Annotated in this window: 16 protein-coding genes; 15 read left to right on the top strand and 1 reads right to left on the bottom strand. The window is 70.1% G+C overall.

The features are described 5' to 3' along the window. The first annotated feature begins 98 nt into the window (after positions 1–98). From mltG to nusB, 9 genes are all read left to right on the top strand, one after another. A complete protein-coding gene (gene mltG, locus OG870_RS08595; RefSeq protein ID WP_266923453.1) occupies positions 99–1874 on the top strand; it encodes an endolytic transglycosylase MltG in 1776 nt (591 codons plus the stop codon). Next, positions 1874–2692 (top strand): shikimate dehydrogenase, encoded by an 819-nt coding sequence (locus OG870_RS08590; protein ID WP_266586014.1) that lies wholly within the window; start codon positions 1874–1876, stop codon positions 2690–2692. Before mltG ends, OG870_RS08590 begins: the two co-directional genes overlap by 1 nt. Positions 2693–2860: 168 nt before the next feature. Next, positions 2861–4045 (top strand): chorismate synthase, encoded by a 1185-nt coding sequence (gene aroC / locus OG870_RS08585; protein WP_266586016.1) that lies wholly within the window; start codon positions 2861–2863, stop codon positions 4043–4045. A gap of 32 nt (positions 4046–4077) precedes the next feature. Further along, a complete protein-coding gene (locus tag OG870_RS08580) occupies positions 4078–4560 on the top strand; it encodes a shikimate kinase (protein WP_266588514.1) in 483 nt (160 codons plus the stop codon). Then, positions 4557–5648, top strand: coding sequence for a 3-dehydroquinate synthase (aroB, locus tag OG870_RS08575; protein WP_266510658.1), 1092 nt, complete (start codon positions 4557–4559; stop codon positions 5646–5648). Before OG870_RS08580 ends, aroB begins: the two co-directional genes overlap by 4 nt. A 165-nt stretch (positions 5649–5813) precedes the next feature. Continuing rightward, on the top strand, positions 5814–6674 hold the full coding sequence (locus OG870_RS08570; protein ID WP_266510656.1) for a Pro-rich N-terminal domain-containing protein: 861 nt from the start codon (positions 5814–5816) through the stop codon (positions 6672–6674). Between the two features lie 149 nt (positions 6675–6823). Then, entirely contained in the window at positions 6824–7930 is a 1107-nt protein-coding gene (locus OG870_RS08565; protein ID WP_266510654.1) for an aminopeptidase P family protein, read from the top strand. Between the two features lie 59 nt (positions 7931–7989). Further along, entirely contained in the window at positions 7990–8556 is a 567-nt protein-coding gene (gene efp, locus OG870_RS08560; protein ID WP_020128856.1) for an elongation factor P, read from the top strand. 2 nt (positions 8557–8558) lie between these two features. Continuing rightward, positions 8559–8993 carry a transcription antitermination factor NusB gene (nusB, locus tag OG870_RS08555; RefSeq protein ID WP_327690797.1) on the top strand — a complete coding sequence of 145 codons (435 nt, stop codon included), beginning with the start codon at positions 8559–8561 and terminating at the stop codon, positions 8991–8993. Positions 8994–9148: 155 nt separating this feature from the next. Here nusB and bldD read toward each other — a convergent pair whose 3' ends face one another. Beyond that, the gene (gene bldD / locus OG870_RS08550; protein WP_266510645.1) at positions 9149–9649 is read right to left on the bottom strand and encodes a transcriptional regulator BldD; all 501 of its coding nucleotides are present in this window, start codon (positions 9647–9649) and stop codon (positions 9149–9151) included. Between the two features lie 253 nt (positions 9650–9902). Here bldD and pyrR point away from each other — a divergent pair, with 253 nt between their 5' ends. The 6 genes from pyrR to carB all read left to right on the top strand — a co-directional run bounded on the left by pyrR (position 9903) and on the right by carB (position 17911). Further along, positions 9903–10493 carry a bifunctional pyr operon transcriptional regulator/uracil phosphoribosyltransferase PyrR gene (pyrR, locus tag OG870_RS08545; protein WP_266510643.1) on the top strand — a complete coding sequence of 197 codons (591 nt, stop codon included), beginning with the start codon at positions 9903–9905 and terminating at the stop codon, positions 10491–10493. Between the two features lie 103 nt (positions 10494–10596). After that, positions 10597–11577, top strand: coding sequence for an aspartate carbamoyltransferase catalytic subunit (locus OG870_RS08540; RefSeq protein WP_266510641.1), 981 nt, complete (start codon positions 10597–10599; stop codon positions 11575–11577). 5 nt (positions 11578–11582) lie between these two features. Then, positions 11583–12869, top strand: a complete 1287-nt coding sequence (locus tag OG870_RS08535) for a dihydroorotase (RefSeq protein WP_266510639.1) — start codon at positions 11583–11585, stop codon at positions 12867–12869. After that, the gene (locus tag OG870_RS08530; RefSeq protein ID WP_266510637.1) at positions 12866–13456 is read left to right on the top strand and encodes a PH-like domain-containing protein; all 591 of its coding nucleotides are present in this window, start codon (positions 12866–12868) and stop codon (positions 13454–13456) included. The genes OG870_RS08535 and OG870_RS08530 overlap by 4 nt, the downstream gene beginning before the upstream one ends. Beyond that, a complete protein-coding gene (gene carA / locus OG870_RS08525) occupies positions 13453–14610 on the top strand; it encodes a glutamine-hydrolyzing carbamoyl-phosphate synthase small subunit (RefSeq protein ID WP_266510635.1) in 1158 nt (385 codons plus the stop codon). Before OG870_RS08530 ends, carA begins: the two co-directional genes overlap by 4 nt. Then, positions 14603–17911, top strand: a complete 3309-nt coding sequence (gene carB, locus OG870_RS08520) for a carbamoyl-phosphate synthase large subunit (RefSeq protein ID WP_266510633.1) — start codon at positions 14603–14605, stop codon at positions 17909–17911. Before carA ends, carB begins: the two co-directional genes overlap by 8 nt. Positions 17912–17938: the final 27 nt, after the last annotated feature.

Below are 17938 nucleotides of genomic sequence, written 5' to 3'. Positions count from 1 at the left end.
GACTGCGCCGCTGTTCGAACTGCGGCCGCACAGCAAGAGGCGGGACGGAAACCTGGCCAGAAGCCGCGTAACTGCCGCCTCGCGGCTCTAGGGGATCGATGACTGAGTATGGCCGGGGCGAGGGCCCCGAACCGTGGCACCCGGAGGACCCGTTGTACGGGGACGACGGGTGGGGCGGACAGCAGGCCCAGGTGGGCCGGCAGTCCCCCTACGGCGGCCAGCCACAGCACTATCCGGAGCAGCCGCAGCAGCAGCACTACGGTGACTGGGGCGACGGCGGGCAGTCCTCCTACGGGCAGGCGCAGCAGTATCAGGGCTACGACCAGCAGTACTACGCCGGTCAGGGCCAGCAGGGTTACGGCCAGGGCCAGCAGGGCCACGAGCAGGGTCAGCAGGGTTACCACCAAGGGCAGCAGGGACACGGCCAGGGTCAACAGGGCTACGACCAGGGGCAGCAGGGTTACGACCAGACCCAGCAGTCGTACGACCAGAGCAGCTGGGGCACCGGCACACACACGCATGTCCCATACACGGACCCCTCGGACCCGTACGGCCAGCAGGCCGCCTCGTACGCCGCGGACCAGCCCGACTACTACAACGCGCCCGACGCCTACCCGCCCCCTGAGCCACCCAGCCGCAGGCAGGCCGAACCCGAGCCGCGCACCGACTGGGATCCCGGCCCCGACCAGGGCGAACACGCCTTCTTCGCGGGCGGGAACGAAGGCGAAGACGAAGACGAGGACGACGACAACCCCGGGGCCGCCCGCAAGAATCGCGGCGGCAAGAAGCCGAAGAAACGTCGCAGCGGATGTGCCTGTCTGGTACTGGTGGTGATTTTCGCCGGCGGCGTCGGCGGGGTCGGCTATTTCGGCTACCAGTTCTACAAGGACCGTTTCGGCGCGGCACCCGACTACGCGGGCGAGGGCAACGGCGCACAGGTCACCGTCGTCATCCCCAAGGGTGCCGGCGGTTATGTGATCGGCCAGAAGCTCAAGGAGGCGGGCGTCGTCGAGAGCGTCGACGCGTTTGTCTCCGCGCAGCAGTCGAATCCCGACGGCAAGAAGATCCAGGACGGCGTCTATACCTTGCAGAAGCAAATGTCGGCCGCAAGTGCGGTCGAACTGATGCTCAGCAACAAGAGCCGCAGCAACCTGATCATCGCCGAGGGCTATCGCAACACGGCTGTCTACAAGCTGATCGACACGCGGCTCGGAGTCGCCGAGGGCACCACCGCGAAGATCGCGAAGAAGGACTACAAGAAACTCGGCCTGCCCGACTGGGCGCTTGACCACCCGAACCTGAAGGACCCGTTGGAAGGGTTCCTCTACCCCTCCAGCTACGCGGCCACGAAGGGGCAGAAGCCCGAGACGGTCCTGAAGGAGATGGTCTCCCGGGCCGACGACATGTACGAGGAGCTCGGCCTCGAGAAGAAGGCGAAGAGCCTGGGACTCGACAGCCCCTGGCAGTTGCTCACCGTGGCGAGCCTGGTGCAGGCCGAGGGCACGAGCCACGACGACTTCCGCAAGATGGCCGAGGTCGTCTACAACCGCCTCAAGCCCGGGAACCCCGAGACCTACGGCTCGCTCGAGTTCGACTCCACGTACAACTACGTGAAGAACCAGAGCAAGATCGACCTGAGCATCGCCGAGCTGCGGAAGTACAACAACCCGTACAACACGTATTACATCAAGGGTCTGCCCCCCGGCCCCATCGACAACCCCGGTGCGGACGCGCTCAAGGGCGCGCTCGCCCCGACGCACGACGGCTGGTACTACTTCATCTCGCTGGACGGCAAGACCAGCAAGTTCACGAAGACGCTCGCCGAGCACAACAAGCTGGTCGACGAGTTCAACGCGTCGAGGAAAAAGGGCTGATGACGACGACCCACAGGGCGGCCGTGCTCGGCTCGCCCATCGCCCACTCGCTGTCCCCGCGGTTGCACACCGCGGGATACCGGGCACTCGGCCTGGAGGGCTGGTCGTACGACAGGTTCGAGATCGACGAGGCCGCGCTGCCCGGGTTCCTCGCACAGCTCGGCCCCGAGTGGGCCGGGCTGTCCTTGACGATGCCGCTGAAGCGGGCCGTGATCCCGCTGCTCGACGAGATCACCGACACGGCGGCCTCGGTGGAGGCCGTGAACACGGTGGTCCTCCGGCCCGACGGGAGCAAGGTCGGCGACAACACCGACATCCCCGGACTGGTCGCCGCGCTGCACGAGCGCGGAGTGGAGAAGACCGAGTCGGCCGCGATCCTGGGCGCCGGCGCCACCGCCTCCTCCGCCCTCGCGGCGCTCGCCCGGATCTGCACGGGCGAGGTCACCGTCTACGTGCGCAGCGAGCGGCGTGCCGACGAGATGCGGCAGTGGGGCGAGCGGCTCGGAGTCCAGGTCCGCCCGGCCGACTGGGCCGACGCGGCACGGGCCTTCGAGGCACCCCTGGTGATCTCCACGACGCCCGCCGGGGGCACCGACGCGCTCGCCGCGGAGCTGCCTGCGCACATCGGCACCCTCTTCGACGTCCTCTACGACCCGTGGCCGACACCCCTCGCCGCGGCCTGGGAAGCGCGGGGCGGGCACGTCCTCGGCGGCCTCGACCTGCTGGTGCACCAGGCGGTCTTCCAGTTCCGCCAGTTCACCGGCGACGCGCGTTCCCCGCTCGCCGCCATGCGCGAGGCCGCCGCCCGGCGGGACTGATCGGTCCGCTCGCCCCTGTCCGTCTGCCGGACTCGGATCAAAGCCGCCCGCCGGACGTGGGAGGATCGAGGGTGGCGGGCCAGGGCCGCGCACCTGGTCGAGCCGTCGACGTACGCGAGGACGTGCGTACGCAGGGCAGTACCAGGGCGCGAGCACTGAGGAGCACCGTTGAGCAGGTTGCGCTGGCTGACCGCGGGGGAGTCCCACGGTCCCGCACTCGTGGCGACGCTGGAGGGCCTTCCCGCCGGTGTGCCGATCACCACGGAGATGGTGGCGGACCACCTGGCCCGGCGCCGGCTCGGTTATGGACGCGGTGCGCGGATGAAGTTCGAGCGTGACGAGGTCACCTTCCTCGGTGGTGTGCGGCACGGCCTCAGCCTCGGTTCGCCGGTCGCGATCATGGTGGGCAACACCGAGTGGCCGAAGTGGGAGCAGGTCATGGCGGCCGATCCCATCGATCCGGAAATCCTGGCGGGCCTGGCCCGCAATGCCCCGCTGACCCGGCCGCGCCCCGGTCACGCCGACCTCGCGGGCATGCAGAAGTACGGCTTCGACGAGGCCCGGCCGATCCTGGAGCGCGCGTCCGCCCGGGAGACCGCGGCCCGTGTCGCGCTCGGCGCCGTGGCCCGGTCGTACATCAAGGAGACGGCCGGCATCGAGATCGTCAGCCACGTCGTCGAGCTGGCCTCCGCGAAGGCCCCGCAGGGGGTGTACCCCACGCCGGCCGACGTCGAGAAGCTGGACGCCGACCCGGTGCGCTGCCTGGACGCGGACGCGTCGAAGGCGATGGTCGCGGAGATCGACCAGGCCCACAAGGACGGTGACACGCTGGGCGGGGTGGTCGAGATCCTCGCGTACGGCGTTCCCGTCGGCCTGGGCTCGCACGTGCACTGGGACCGCAAGCTGGACGCCCGCCTCGCCGGCGCCCTCATGGGCATCCAGGCGATCAAGGGCGTCGAGATCGGTGACGGGTTCGAGCTGGCGCGGGTGCCCGGTTCGAAGGCGCACGACGAGATCGTGAAGACCGACGAGGGCATCAGGCGCACCTCCGGCCGCTCCGGCGGCACCGAGGGCGGGCTGACCACCGGCGAGCTGCTGCGGGTGCGGGCGGCGATGAAGCCGATCGCGACCGTGCCGCGCGCCCTGCAGACCGTCGACGTGAGCACCGGCGAGGCCACTCAGGCCCATCACCAGCGCTCCGACGTGTCCGCGGTACCGGCGGCCGGCATCGTCGCCGAGGCGATGGTGGCACTGGTGCTGGCGGACGCGGTGGCGGAGAAGTTCGGCGGCGACTCGGTGACCGAGACCCGGCGCAACGTGCAGTCGTACCTCGACCACCTGGCCATCCGGTGAGCGCAGTGCCTGTCGTGGTGCTGGTCGGTCCGATGGGTGTGGGCAAGTCCACCGTCGGACAACTGCTGGCCGAGCGGCTCGGTGTCGGTTACCGGGACACCGACGACGACATCGTGGCCGAGCAGGGCCGCGCCATCGCGGAGATCTTCGTCGACGAGGGTGAGGCTGCCTTCCGGGCGATCGAGAAGGCGGCCGTGCACCGGGCGCTGGCCGAGCACGAGGGTGTCCTCGCCCTCGGCGGCGGCTCGATCCTGGACGCGGACACGCGCGCGCTGCTGGGCGGGCAGCGCGTGGTCTACCTCTCGATGGACGTGGAGGAGGCGGTCAAGCGCACCGGCCTGAACGCGGCTCGGCCGCTGCTCGCGGTCAACCCGCGCAAGCAGTGGCGCGAGCTGATGGAGGCCCGGCGTTCGCTGTACGAGGAGGTTGCCACGGCGGTCGTGGCGACCGACGGCCGTACGCCCGAAGAGGTCACCCAAGTCGCCCTGGACGCACTGGAGTTGAAGGAAGCATGAGCGAGGCAGTCACCCGGATCCAGGTCGGGGGCACGGCGGGGACCGAGCCGTACGAGGTCCTGGTCGGTCGTCAACTCCTGGGAGAACTGGGCGGGTTGATCGGGGAGAAGGCCAAGCGGGTCGCCTTGGTCCACCCCGAGGCGCTCGCCGAGACGGGCGAGGCGCTGCGGGCGGATCTGGCCGGGCAGGGCTTCGAGGCCGTCGCCATCCAGGTGCCGAACGCGGAGGAGGCCAAGACCGCCGAGGTCGCGGCCTACTGCTGGAAGGCGCTGGGCCAGTCCGGGTTCACCCGCTCCGACGTCATCGTCGGCGTCGGCGGCGGATCCACCACCGACCTCGCCGGTTTCGTGGCCGCCACCTGGTTGCGCGGCGTGCGCTGGATCGCGATCCCGACCACCGTCCTCGCGATGGTGGACGCGGCCGTCGGCGGCAAGACCGGCATCAACACCGCCGAGGGCAAGAACCTCGTCGGCGCCTTCCACCCGCCCGCCGGCGTGCTGTGCGACCTGGCCGCGCTGGACTCCCTCCCGGTCAACGACTACGTCTCCGGGCTCGCCGAGATCATCAAGGCCGGTTTCATCGCCGACCCGCAGATCCTGGAACTCATCGAGGCCGATCCGCAGGCCGCCCGCACCCCTGCGGGCCCGCACACCGCCGAGCTCATCGAGCGCTCCATCCGGGTCAAGGCCGAGGTCGTCTCCTCCGACCTGAAGGAGTCGGGCCTCAGGGAGATCCTCAACTACGGCCACACGCTCGCCCACGCCATCGAGAAGAACGAGCGCTACAAGTGGCGGCACGGCGCCGCGGTCGCCGTCGGCATGCACTTCGCCGCCGAACTCGGCCGTCTGGCGGGCCGGTTGGACGACGCCACGGCCGACCGCCACCGCACCGTCCTCGAGTCGGTCGGCCTGCCGCTGCACTACCGCTACGACCAGTGGCCCAAGCTGCTGCAGACCATGAAGGTCGACAAGAAGTCCCGCGGCGACCTGCTGCGCTTCATCGTCCTGGACGGCCTGGCCAAGCCGACCGTCCTGGAAGGCCCCGACCCGGCCGTCCTGCTGGCCGCGTACGGCGAAGTGGGCGAGTAAGTCCGGCGGAGCGCGATCCGTCCGATTTGCCTTACGGGCATGGGCACTTCGGGCCGTCCCCGGCCGTTCACCAAACGGCGGCCGGGGAAGGTACCGTTCGGTAGGGAGCGGGCTTCGCGGCCCGCTGCCAGCGCCAATTGCCTGTACGAGACGGAGTGGCACCGGATGCAGCATGCAGTGGGTTCTCCGCTGCCGCCGCCCCATCAGCCGGGGCACGGACCGGCCGCAGGCTGGTCACCGGCCGCACATCAGCCGGGTCAGCAGCAGGCGGCCGGGCACCAGGGCCCCGCGCCCGTGCCCCCTGCGCCGGGCTACCCCCAGGTTCCCCCGCCGTCGGCCCCGCCCGCCCCGCACCACTCCCCGGCCCCGCCGCCCGCCCCGGACACCACCGGCCATGTCCCGCTGCCGCCCGGCGGCCCGGTCGCCATGCCCAGCGCACCGCCCGCCACCGCGGTGCCGGACGCGACCAGCACGACCCTCGCGGTGCTGCTGATCGGCCCTGCGGGTGCCGGCAAGACGAGCGTCGCCAAGTACTGGGCGGACCACCGCCGGGTCCCCACCGCCCACATCAGCCTCGACGACGTACGCGAATGGGTCCGCTCGGGCTTCGCCGACCCGCAGTCGGGGTGGAACGACGGCTCGGAGGCGCAGTACCGCCTGGCCCGCCGCACCTGCGGCTTCGCCGCCCGCAACTTCCTGGCCAACGGCATCTCCTGCATCCTCGACGACGCCGTCTTCCCGGACCGTCCGGTGGTGGGCCTCGGCGGCTGGAAGCGCCACGTGGGCCCCGGCCTCCTCCCCGTTGTCCTCCTCCCAGGGCTGGAGATAGTCCTGGAACGCAACGCGGAACGCTCCGGCAACCGCCGCCTCACCGACGAGGAGGTGGCCCGCATACACGGCCGTATGGCGGGCTGGTACGGCTCGGGCCTGCCGATCATCGACAACTCCCAGTTGGACGTCCCCCAGACGGCGAGGGTCCTGGACGACGTACTGGCACGGTCCATCGCCAGCCCGCCGACCTGGTAGCCGGCGGCCCACCGACCTGGTAGCCGCCGGTAGGCCGACCCGCTTTCAGGGGTGCGAGGCACCTTCGGCATGCGACAGGACCCGGCACCCCCATCCCCCAATCGGCACCCCAACCGGCACAAATCCCCCACCGCTCCTACGCTCGTGTCATGTCAGAGGTGTACGCAGTCCGCCGAGCAAGGCTGAGGGAACGCTGCAAGGCCGGCGGCAGCCAGGCCGCGCTGATCTCCCGCCCCGCCAACGTCCGCTATCTCGCGGGCACCGCCCCACAGGGCGCCGTCCTGCTCCTGGGCAAGACCGAGGACCTTCTCCTGTGCGCCGGCCCACCGGACGAGAGACCCCCGCAGGGGCGACCGGACGATTCGCTGCGCGTGCAGGCCCTGCCCGGCAGTGCGGGCGATCCCGCCGTCGCCGCCGCCGATCTCGCCGAGGCCCAACGCGCCGACACCCTCGCCGTCGAGGAACACCACCTCACCGTGGCCCGGCACCGGGAGATCCGCTCGGTCGTCCCGCGGCTGCGCCTGGCCGACCTCGGTGGCGCGGTCGAACAGCTCAGGGTGGTCAAGGACGAGGAGGAGATCTCCTGCCTCCGCATCGGCGCCGAAATCGCCGACCAGGCTCTCGGTGAACTCCTGGAGTCCATCCTCGTCGGCCGCACCGAACGCCATCTCGCCCTCGAACTGGAGCGCCGCCTCGTTGACCACGGCGCCGACGGCCCCGCCTTCCCGACCTCCGTGGCCACCGGCCCCAACGCCGGCAGACGCGCACACCGTCCCACCGACCGCCGCGTCGAAGAGGGCGACTTCCTCTCCGTCTGCCTGGGCGCCGCATACCGCGGCTACCGCTGCGAGATCGGGCGTACGTTCGTCATCGGCACGTCTCCCGCGGACTGGCAGATCGAACTGTACGACCTGGTCTTCGCCGCTCAGCGTGCCGGACGCGAGTCGCTGGCGCCGGGCGCGGCCTGCCGCGATGTGGACCGCGCCGTACGTCAGGTACTGGACTCCGCGGGATACGCGGAAGGGCTGACGGCCCTGACGGGGCACGGCGTGGGGCTCGAAATCGACGAGGACCCGCAGTTGGCCCCTGCGGCCATGGGTAAACTGGACGCCTGCGTGCCGGTCACCGTCGAACCGGGGGTCCACCTCCCGGGCCGGGGTGGTGTCCGGATCGATGACACGCTCGTCGTCCGCCCCGAGGCGGACGGCGGACCCGAGCTACTCACCATCACGACCAAGGAGCTGCTCGCGCTCTAGCTTGTCGGCTACGCGCGTGCGCCGGGGTCGTCCACGTCAGTCCAGGAGATTCCGCAACCGTGGCTTCCACGAACGACCTCAAGAACGGCCTTGTGCTCAAGCTCGAAGGCGGCCAGCTCTGGTCCGTCGTCGAGTTCCAGCACGTCAAGCCCGGCAAGGGCCCGGCCTTCGTGCGCACCAAGCTCAAGAACGTGCTCTCCGGCAAGGTCGTCGACAAGACCTTCAACGCCGGCGTCAAGGTCGAGACGGCCACTGTCGACAAGCGCGACATGCAGTTCTCGTACATGGACGGCGAGTACTTCGTCTTCATGGACATGGAGACGTACGACCAGCTCATGGTCGACCGCAAGGCCGTCGGCGACGCCGCCAACTTCCTCATCGAGGGCTTCACGGCCACCGTCGCGCAGCACGAGGGCGAGGTGCTCTTCGTCGAGCTGCCGGCCGCCGTCGAGCTCGTCGTCCAGGAGACCGAGCCGGGCCTGCAGGGCGACCGCTCCACCGGCGGCACCAAGCCCGCCACCCTGGAGACCGGTCACCAGATCAACGTCCCGCTCTTCATCACCACCGGTGAGAAGATCAAGGTCGACACCCGCACGAGCGACTACCTCGGCCGGGTGAACAGCTAACCGTGGCTGCCCGCAACACGGCCCGCAAGCGCGCCTTCCAGATCCTCTTCGAGGGCGACCAGCGTGACGTCGACGTCAACACGGTCCTCGCGGACTGGATCCGGCTCTCCCGGGACGACACCCGGCAGCCGCCGGTGAGCGAGTTCACCATGCAGCTGGTCGAGGGCTACGCGAAGCACGCGCGGCGCATCGACGAGCTGATCGCGCAGTACTCGGTCGGCTGGACCCTCGACCGCATGCCGGTCGTGGACCGCAACGTTCTGCGCCTCGGTGCCTACGAGCTGATCTGGGCGGACGAGACCCCCGACGCCGTCGTGCTGGACGAGATGGTGCAGCTCGCGAAGGAGTTCTCCACGGACGAGTCGCCCGCCTTCGTCAACGGCCTGCTGGGCCGGCTCAAGGAGCTGAAGCCCTCGCTGCGCCGGGACGAGGCGTAAGGGACAGGCATCGCCAGGGGGCCCGCAGTGTGATTACTGCGGGCCCCCTGGCGTTCCCATGCCCGCGAGGCCGTCGAGGGCCGCAGAAAGCCGCCGGGGTGGCCGGAACAGTGAAGTTCCGGCCACCCCCGGCGGCACGTTTCTGCTGAAAGCTGTCAGACCTCTTCGTGGGCGACCGCGCGGCGGGCGTCCGCGTCCAGCACGCCCCAGTTGATCAGCTGCTCGGTGAGGACCGAGGGGGACTGGTCGTAGATGACGGCGAGTGTGCGCAGGTCGTCCTGGCGGATCGACAGCACCTTGCCGTTGTAATCGCCGCGCTGCGACTGGATCGTCGCCGCGTACCTCTGCAGCGGGCCCGCCTTCTCGGCCGGCACGGTCGCCAGCCGCTCCAGGTCCAGGACCAGCTTCGGCGGCGGCTCGGCGGCGCCGCCGGGGGTGGTGCCCGGCAGGAGTTCCTGCACCGGGACCCCGTAGAAATCCGCCAGTTCGGCGAGGCGCTGTACGGTCACGGCACGGTCACCGCGCTCGTACGAACCGACCACGACCGCCTTCCAGCGTCCCTGGCTCTTCTCCTCGACACCGTGGAGTGAAAGGCCCTGCTGGGTGCGGATGGCCCGGAGCTTGGCCCCGAGCTGCTTGGCGTATTCGCTGGACATATAGCTCCCCGGACACTGTGTCGACGCGGCTGCAGAGGGTCCGAGCCGCGCGTCTGGTAACTCACTGTGAGGTTACGCAGCGTAACTCTCGCGCGTCAAGCCGAATGGTCCACACCGACTCTTCCGGGGCCGCGGTGGCTGATTACGCCAGGGGGGTGATCAGGGGCGTCGTCAGGGCCTGCTACCGTGGATGGCGCAAATCCGACGTCCTTTAAGGTCCGTCCCGTGAGGCGGAGAAGGAGGTCCGTTTCTTATGGACATGCAGGACAAGCAGGACACGCAAGGCTCCGATGCCCGGCCCGTTCTCGAAGGCCCCGACATCGCGCGGGTGTTGACCCGCATCGCCCACGAGATCGTCGAGCGCGCCAAGGGCGCCGACGACGTGGTGCTCCTCGGCATTCCGACCCGGGGCGTCTTCCTCGCGCAGCGGCTCGCCGCCAAGCTGGAGGAGATCACCGACCGGAAGATTCCCGTCGGTTCGCTCGACATCACCATGTACCGCGACGACCTGCGCATGCATCCCCCGCGTGCGCTGGCCCGCACCGAGATCCCCGGTGACGGCATCGACGGCCGCCTTGTCGTCCTCGTCGACGACGTGCTCTTCTCCGGCCGCACCATCCGCGCAGCCCTCGACGGCCTGAACGACATCGGGCGTCCGCGCGCGGTGCAGCTCGCGGTCCTCGTCGACCGCGGCCACCGCGAACTGCCCATCCGCGCCGACTATGTCGGCAAGAACCTCCCCACGTCGTTGCGGGAGACGGTCAAGGTCCAGCTCGCCGAGGAGGACGGTCGCGACACCGTGCTGCTCGGTGCCAAGCCGGCCGCCCCGGGCGAGCAGCAGTAGCACGCGCGCGTACGTCACCGCCGTACGCCTGCTCAGTGCGCCCCTGCACGAGCCCGCCTGCCCGGAATCTCCCAAACCTGAACTGCCTTACGGAGCCTGACAGATGCAGCGTCATCTCATCTCGGCCGCCGACCTCACCCGCGACGACGCCGTCCTGATCCTCGACACCGCCGAGGAGATGGCCAGGGTCGCCGACCGGCCGATCAAGAAACTGCCGACCCTGCGCGGCCGCACCGTCGTCAACCTCTTCTTCGAGGACTCCACGCGCACGCGTATCTCCTTCGAAGCCGCCGAGAAGCGCCTGTCCGCGGACGTCATCAACTTCACCGCCAAGGGGTCGAGCGTCTCCAAGGGCGAGTCCCTGAAGGACACCGCCCAGACCCTGGAGGCCATGGGCGTCGACGCCGTGGTCATCCGGCACGGCGCCTCCGGAGCGCCGTACCGCCTCGCCACCTCGGGCTGGATCGACGCCGCCGTCATCAACGCCGGTGACGGCACCCACCAGCACCCCACGCAGGCCCTGCTCGACGCGTTCACCATGCGCCGCCGTCTGGTGGGCCGGGACGCCGGCCTGGGACAGGACCTGTCCGGCAAGCGGATCACGATCGTCGGGGACGTCCTGCACAGCCGGGTCGCCCGCTCCAACGTCGACCTGCTGCACACCCTCGGCGCCGAGGTCACCCTCGTCGCCCCGCCCACGCTGGTGCCGGTCGGCGTCGAGCGCTGGCCCTGCGAGGTGTCCTACGACCTCGACGCCGTACTCCCCAAGTCCGACGCCGTGATGATGCTCCGCGTCCAGCGCGAGCGCATGAACGCCGCCTTCTTCCCGACCGAGCGCGAGTACTCGCGGCGCTACGGCCTCGACGGCGAGCGCATGGCGCGGATGCCCGAGCACGCCATCGTGATGCACCCCGGCCCGATGGTCCGCGGCATGGAGATCACCGCGGAGGTCGCCGACTCCGACCGCTGCACCGTCGTCGAGCAGGTCGCAAACGGAGTGTCCATCCGGATGGCCGTCCTGTACCTGCTGCTCGGTGGCAACGAACCCGCCGTCACCCACGCCCGCACCATCGAGGAGAAGTAAGAACCATGAGCAAGATCCTGATCCGTGGTGCGAAGGTGCTCGGCGGCGAGCCGCAGGACGTGCTGATCGACGGTGAGGTCATCGAGGCCGTCGGGACGGGGCTCTCCGACGAGGGCGCCGAGGTGGTCGAGGCCGGCGGCAAGGTGCTCCTGCCGGGGCTCGTCGATCTGCACACCCACCTGCGTGAGCCGGGCCGCGAGGACTCCGAGACCGTCCTGACCGGCACGCGCGCGGCGGCGAGCGGCGGGTACACGGCCGTCTTCGCCATGGCCAACACCTTCCCGGTCGCCGACACCGCCGGCGTCGTCGAGCAGGTCTGGCGGCTGGGCCGCGAGCACGGCTACTGCGATGTGCAGCCCATCGGCGCCGTCACCGTCGGCCTGGAGGGCAAGAAGCTCGCCGAGCTGGGCGCCATGCACGAGTCGGCGGCGGGCGTCACCGTCTTCTCCGACGACGGCAAGTGCGTGGACGACGCCGTGATCATGCGGCGCGCCCTGGAGTACGTGAAGGCCTTCGGCGGGGTCGTCGCCCAGCACGCGCAGGAGCCGCGGCTGACCGAGGGCGCCCAGATGAACGAGGGCATCGTCTCGGCCGAGCTGGGGCTCGGGGGCTGGCCCGCGGTGGCCGAAGAATCGATCATCGCCCGGGATGTCCTGCTCGCCGAGCACGTCGGCTCCCGCGTCCACATCTGCCACCTGTCGACCGCCGGGTCCGTCGAGATCGTCCGCTGGGCCAAGTCCCGCGGCATCGACGTCACCGCCGAGGTCACCCCGCACCACCTGCTCCTCACGGACGAGCTGGTGCGGTCGTACAACCCGGTCTACAAGGTCAACCCGCCGCTGCGCACCGAGCGCGACGTGCTCGCCCTGCGCGAGGCGCTCGCCGACGGCACGATCGACATCGTCGCCACCGACCACGCCCCGCACCCGCACGAGGACAAGGACTGCGAGTGGGCCGCGGCCGCCATGGGCATGGTGGGTCTGGAGACCGCGTTGTCAGTGGTGCAGGAGACCATGGTGGACACCGGGCTCCTCACCTGGGCCGGGGTCGCCGAGCGCATGTCCGTCAAGCCCGCCGACATCGGGCGGGCACAGGGGCACGGGCGTCCCGTCTCGGCTGGTGAGCCCGCCAACCTCACGCTCGTCGACACGGAATACCGTGGGTCGGTGGACCCCGCGGGCTTCGCCTCGCGCAGCCGCAACACCCCGTACGAAGGGCGTGAGCTGCCGGGCCGTGTCACGCACACGTGGCTCCGGGGCAAGGCCACGCTCGTCGACGGGAAGCTCACGTGACACCTGCAACTCTGCTCGCCGCCGGACTCTCGACCGCACTCGCCGCCGAGAAGAAGTCGGCCGAGGTGACCGACTGGGCCGCCCGCGCGGGCTGGCTCGTCGGGCTCGCCCTCTTCGTCGCGCTCGTCTACTGGCTGATGCGCGAGGGCTGGAAGTGGCGCGGCACGCTCCAGGGCGACGTCCCCGAGCTGCCCACCGCGCCGGAAGAGCCCGGCGAGGTGAGACTGACGATGAGCGGCCGCTACCACGGCTCCACGACCGCCGGTCAGTGGCTGGACCGCATCGTGGCGCACGGCCTCGGCACCCGCAGCCGGGTCGAGCTCACGCTGACGGACACGGGTCTGGACGTCGTACGGCCCGGGGCGACGGATTTCTTCGTCCCCCTGGCGGCTCTGCGCGAGGCCCGGCTGGACAAGGGCATCGCCGGCAAGGTCCTGACCGAGGGCGGGCTGCTGGTGGTGACCTGGGCGCACGGCGAACGACTGATCGACTCCGGGTTCCGCTCCGACCGGGCGGCCGAGCACACCGAGTGGGTCGACACCATCAACTCCATGATCAACAAGACGGAAACGGAAGGCGCACGATGACGACCTCCACAAGGGGAGCCTCCAAGGTTCCCGCCGTACTCGTCCTGGAGGACGGCCGGATCTTCCGCGGCCGTGCCTACGGGGCCGTGGGGGAGACCTTCGGCGAGGCCGTGTTCTCCACCGGCATGACCGGCTACCAGGAGACTCTGACCGACCCGTCGTACGACCGCCAGATCGTCGTCGCGACCGCCCCGCAGATCGGCAACACCGGCTGGAACGACGAGGACGACGAGTCGAGCCGCATCTGGGTCTCCGGCTATGTCGTGCGCGACCCCGCGCGCGTGCCGTCCAACTGGCGCGCCAAGCGCTCCCTGGACGACGAGCTGGTGGCGCAGGGCATCGTCGGCATCAGCGGCATCGACACCCGCGCGCTCACCCGCCACCTGCGCGAGCGCGGCTCCATGCGCTCCGGGATCTTCTCCGGCGAGGCGATCGCCGCCGAGTCCGAGCTCGTCGCGCGCGTGCAGGCCCAGCCGCACATGAAGGGCGCCAGCCTCTTCGAGGAGGTCGCCACCAAGGAGACGTACGTCGTCCCCGCGGTCGGCGAGAAGAAGTTCACCGTCGCTGCGATCGACCTCGGCATCAAGGGCATGACCCCGCACCGCATGGCGGAGCGCGGCATCGAGGTGCATGTGCTGCCGGCCACGGCCACCGAGGAGGACGTCTACGCCGTCGCCCCCGACGGGGTCTTCTTCTCCAACGGGCCCGGCGACCCGGCGACCGCCGACGGCCCGGTCGCGCTGATGACCGCGGTCCTGGAGCGGAAGACGCCGCTGTTCGGCATCTGCTTCGGCAACCAGATCCTCGGGCGGGCGCTCGGCTTCGGCACCTACAAGCTGAAGTACGGCCACCGGGGCATCAACCAGCCCGTCCAGGACCGGACGACCGGCAAGGTCGAGGTCACCGCGCACAACCACGGCTTCGCCGTGGACGCGCCGCTCGACCAGGTCAGCGAGACCAGGTTCGGGCGCGTCAAGGTCTCGCACGTCTGCCTGAACGACAACGTCGTGGAGGGGCTCCAGCTGCTCGACCAGCCGGCCTTCTCCGTCCAGTACCACCCCGAAGCGGCAGCGGGCCCGCACGACGCCGCCTACCTGTTCGACCGCTTCACCTCTTTGATGAGCACAGTCCCGATGGAGGGCCAGCGTGCCTAAGCGCACCGATATCCAGTCCGTCCTGGTCATCGGCTCCGGCCCGATCGTCATCGGGCAGGCCGCCGAGTTCGACTACTCCGGCACCCAGGCGTGCCGCATCCTTCGCGCCGAGGGCCTCAGGGTCATCCTCGTGAACTCCAACCCGGCGACGATCATGACCGACCCGGAGATCGCCGACGCCACGTACGTCGAGCCGATCACCCCGGAGTACGTCGAGAAGATCATCGCCAAGGAGCGCCCGGACACCCTGCTGCCCACCCTGGGCGGCCAGACGGCCCTCAACACGGCCATCTCGCTGCACGAGGCGGGCACGCTCGACAAGTACGGCGTCGAGCTGATCGGCGCCAACGTCGAGGCCATCAACAAGGGCGAGGACCGCGACCTCTTCAAGGGTGTCGTCGAGGCCGTCCGCCAGAAGATCGGCCACGGCGAGTCCGCCCGCTCGGTCATCTGCCACTCCATGGAGGACGTCCTCGGGGGCGTCGAGACGCTCGGCGGCTACCCGGTCGTCGTCCGGCCCTCCTTCACCATGGGCGGCGCCGGCTCCGGCTTCGCGCACGACGAGGAGGAGCTGCGCCGCATCGCAGGGCAGGGCCTCACGCTCTCGCCGACCACCGAGGTGCTCCTGGAGGAGTCCATCCTCGGCTGGAAGGAGTACGAGCTGGAGCTGATGCGCGACAAGCACGACAACGTCGTGGTCGTCTGCTCCATCGAGAACTTCGACCCCATGGGCGTGCACACCGGCGACTCGATCACCGTCGCGCCCGCGATGACGCTGACCGACCGCGAGTACCAGATCCTGCGGGACATCGGCATCGCCGTGATCCGCGAGGTCGGCGTCGACACCGGCGGCTGCAACATCCAGTTCGCGGTGAACCCCGAGGACGGTCGCGTGATCGTCATCGAGATGAACCCGCGCGTGTCCCGGTCCTCGGCCCTCGCCTCCAAGGCGACCGGCTTCCCGATCGCCAAGATCGCGGCCAAGCTCGCCGTCGGCTACACCCTCGACGAGATCCCGAACGACATCACGAAGGAGACCCCGGCCTCCTTCGAGCCGACGCTCGACTACGTGGTCGTGAAGGCCCCGCGCTTCGCCTTCGAGAAGTTCCCGCAGGCCGACTCCACCCTCACCACGACAATGAAGTCGGTCGGCGAGGCCATGGCCATCGGCCGCAACTTCACCGAGGCCTTCCAGAAGGCGCTGCGCTCGCTGGAGAAGAAGGGCAGCCAGTTCACCTTCGTCGGCGAGCCCGGCGACAAGACGCTCCTCCTCGAAGAGGCCGTACGGCCCACCGACGGCCGTATCAACGCCGTCATGCAGGCCATCCGCGCGGGCGCCACGCCTCAGGAGGTCTTCGAGTACACGAAGATCGATCCCTGGTTCGTCGACCAGCTCTTCCTGATCAAGGAGATCGCGGACGAGCTGGCCGAGGCGCCGGAGCTGACCCGGGATCTGCTGGCCGAGGCCAAGCGGCACGGCTTCTCGGACCAGCAGGTCGCTGAGATCCGCGGCCTGCGCGAGGATGTCGTCCGCGAGGTCCGGCACGCTCTCGGCATCCGCCCGGTCTACAAGACGGTCGACACCTGTGCCGCCGAGTTCGCCGCGAAGACGCCGTACTTCTACTCCTCCTACGACGAGGAGACCGAGGTCGCGCGGCGCGAGAAGCCGGCCGTCATCATCCTGGGCTCCGGCCCCAACCGCATCGGCCAGGGCATCGAGTTCGACTACTCGTGCGTCCACGCGTCCTTCGCGCTGAGCGACGCGGGCTACGAGACGGTGATGGTCAACTGCAACCCGGAGACCGTCTCCACGGACTACGACACCTCCGACCGTCTGTACTTCGAGCCGCTGACGCTGGAAGACGTACTGGAGATCGTCCACGCGGAGCAGCAGGCCGGCCCGGTCGCGGGTGTGATCGTGCAGCTGGGCGGCCAGACGCCGCTGGGTCTGTCGCAGGCGCTCAAGGACAACGGCGTGCCGATCGTGGGCACCCCGCCGGAGGCCATCCACGCGGCCGAGGACCGGGGCGCGTTCGGGCGCGTGCTGGCGGAAGCCGGCCTCCCGGCCCCCAAGCACGGCACCGCCACGACCTTCGCCGAGGCCAAGGCCATCGCCGACGAGATCGGCTACCCGGTCCTCGTGAGGCCGTCGTACGTCCTCGGCGGGCGCGGCATGGAGATCGTCTACGACGAGACCCGGCTGTCGTCCTACATCGCCGAGTCGACCGAGATCAGTCCCTCCCGGCCGGTCCTGGTCGACCGCTTCCTCGACGACGCGATCGAGATCGACGTCGACGCGCTCTACGACGGCACCGAGCTCTACCTCGGCGGCGTGATGGAGCACATCGAGGAGGCCGGCATCCACTCCGGCGACTCGGCGTGCGCGCTGCCCCCGATCACCCTGGGCGGCTTCGACATCAAGCGCCTGCGGGCCTCGACGGAGGCCATCGCCAAGGGCGTCGGCGTACGCGGCCTGATCAACATCCAGTTCGCGATGGCCGGCGACATCCTCTACGTCCTGGAGGCCAACCCGCGCGCGTCCCGCACCGTCCCCTTCACCTCGAAGGCGACCGCGGTCCCGCTGGCGAAGGCCGCCGCCCGGATCTCCCTGGGCGCGACCGTCGCCGAACTGCGGGCCGAGGGACTGCTTCCGGCGAAGGGCGACGGCGGCGAGCTCCCGCTCGACGCGCCGATCTCCGTCAAGGAGGCCGTCATGCCGTGGTCGCGCTTCCGCGACATCCACGGCCGCGGTGTCGACACGGTCCTCGGCCCGGAGATGCGCTCCACCGGCGAGGTCATGGGCATCGACTCCGTCTTCGGCACGGCGTACGCCAAGTCGCAGGCGGGCGCCTACGGCCCGCTGCCGACCAAGGGCCGCGCGTTCATCTCGGTCGCCAACCGCGACAAGCGCTCGATGATCTTCCCGGCGCGCGAGCTGGTCGCCCACGGCTTCGAGCTGCTCGCCACCTCCGGCACCGCCGAGGTCCTCAGGCGCAACGGCCTCAACGCCACGGTCGTTCGCAAGCAGTCCGAGGGCACCGGCCCGAACGGCGAGAAGACCATCGTCCAGCTCATCCACGACGGCGAGGTCGACCTCATCGTCAACACCCCGTACGGCACCGGCGGCCGCCTCGACGGCTACGAGATCCGTACGGCGGCCGTGGCACGGTCGGTCCCGTGCCTGACGACGGTCCAGGCGCTCGCCGCCGCCGTACAGGGCATCGACGCCCTCAACCACGGTGACGTGGGCGTCCGTTCGCTCCAGGAACACGCGGAACACCTGACCGCGGCCCGCGACTAGCAGCCCTGAGGGGGACACCGGAAACGG

Source organism: Streptomyces sp. NBC_00461, assembly GCF_036013935.1.
GTDB lineage: Bacteria > Actinomycetota > Actinomycetes > Streptomycetales > Streptomycetaceae > Streptomyces.
The sequence above is the reverse complement of the archived record's forward strand: the minus strand, read 5'-3'. Positions and strand labels throughout refer to the sequence as shown.

Excerpts from the sequence above, each read along its gene's own strand:
- mltG (WP_266923453.1), top strand. The coding sequence starts at position 99 with ATGACTGAGTATGGCCGGGGCGAGGGCCCCGAACCGTGGCACCCGGAG.
- OG870_RS08570 (WP_266510656.1), top strand. The coding sequence starts at position 5,814 with ATGCAGCATGCAGTGGGTTCTCCGCTGCCGCCGCCCCATCAGCCGGGG.
- OG870_RS08580 (WP_266588514.1), top strand. The coding sequence starts at position 4,078 with ATGGGTGTGGGCAAGTCCACCGTCGGACAACTGCTGGCCGAGCGGCTC.
- bldD (WP_266510645.1), bottom strand. The coding sequence starts at position 9,649 with ATGTCCAGCGAATACGCCAAGCAGCTCGGGGCCAAGCTCCGGGCCATC.
- OG870_RS08535 (WP_266510639.1), top strand. The coding sequence starts at position 11,583 with ATGAGCAAGATCCTGATCCGTGGTGCGAAGGTGCTCGGCGGCGAGCCG.
- OG870_RS08540 (WP_266510641.1), top strand. The coding sequence starts at position 10,597 with ATGCAGCGTCATCTCATCTCGGCCGCCGACCTCACCCGCGACGACGCC.
- aroB (WP_266510658.1), top strand. The coding sequence starts at position 4,557 with ATGAGCGAGGCAGTCACCCGGATCCAGGTCGGGGGCACGGCGGGGACC.
- OG870_RS08590 (WP_266586014.1), top strand. The coding sequence starts at position 1,874 with ATGACGACGACCCACAGGGCGGCCGTGCTCGGCTCGCCCATCGCCCAC.
- pyrR (WP_266510643.1), top strand. The coding sequence starts at position 9,903 with ATGGACATGCAGGACAAGCAGGACACGCAAGGCTCCGATGCCCGGCCC.
- OG870_RS08565 (WP_266510654.1), top strand. The coding sequence starts at position 6,824 with ATGTCAGAGGTGTACGCAGTCCGCCGAGCAAGGCTGAGGGAACGCTGC.
- carA (WP_266510635.1), top strand. The coding sequence starts at position 13,453 with ATGACGACCTCCACAAGGGGAGCCTCCAAGGTTCCCGCCGTACTCGTC.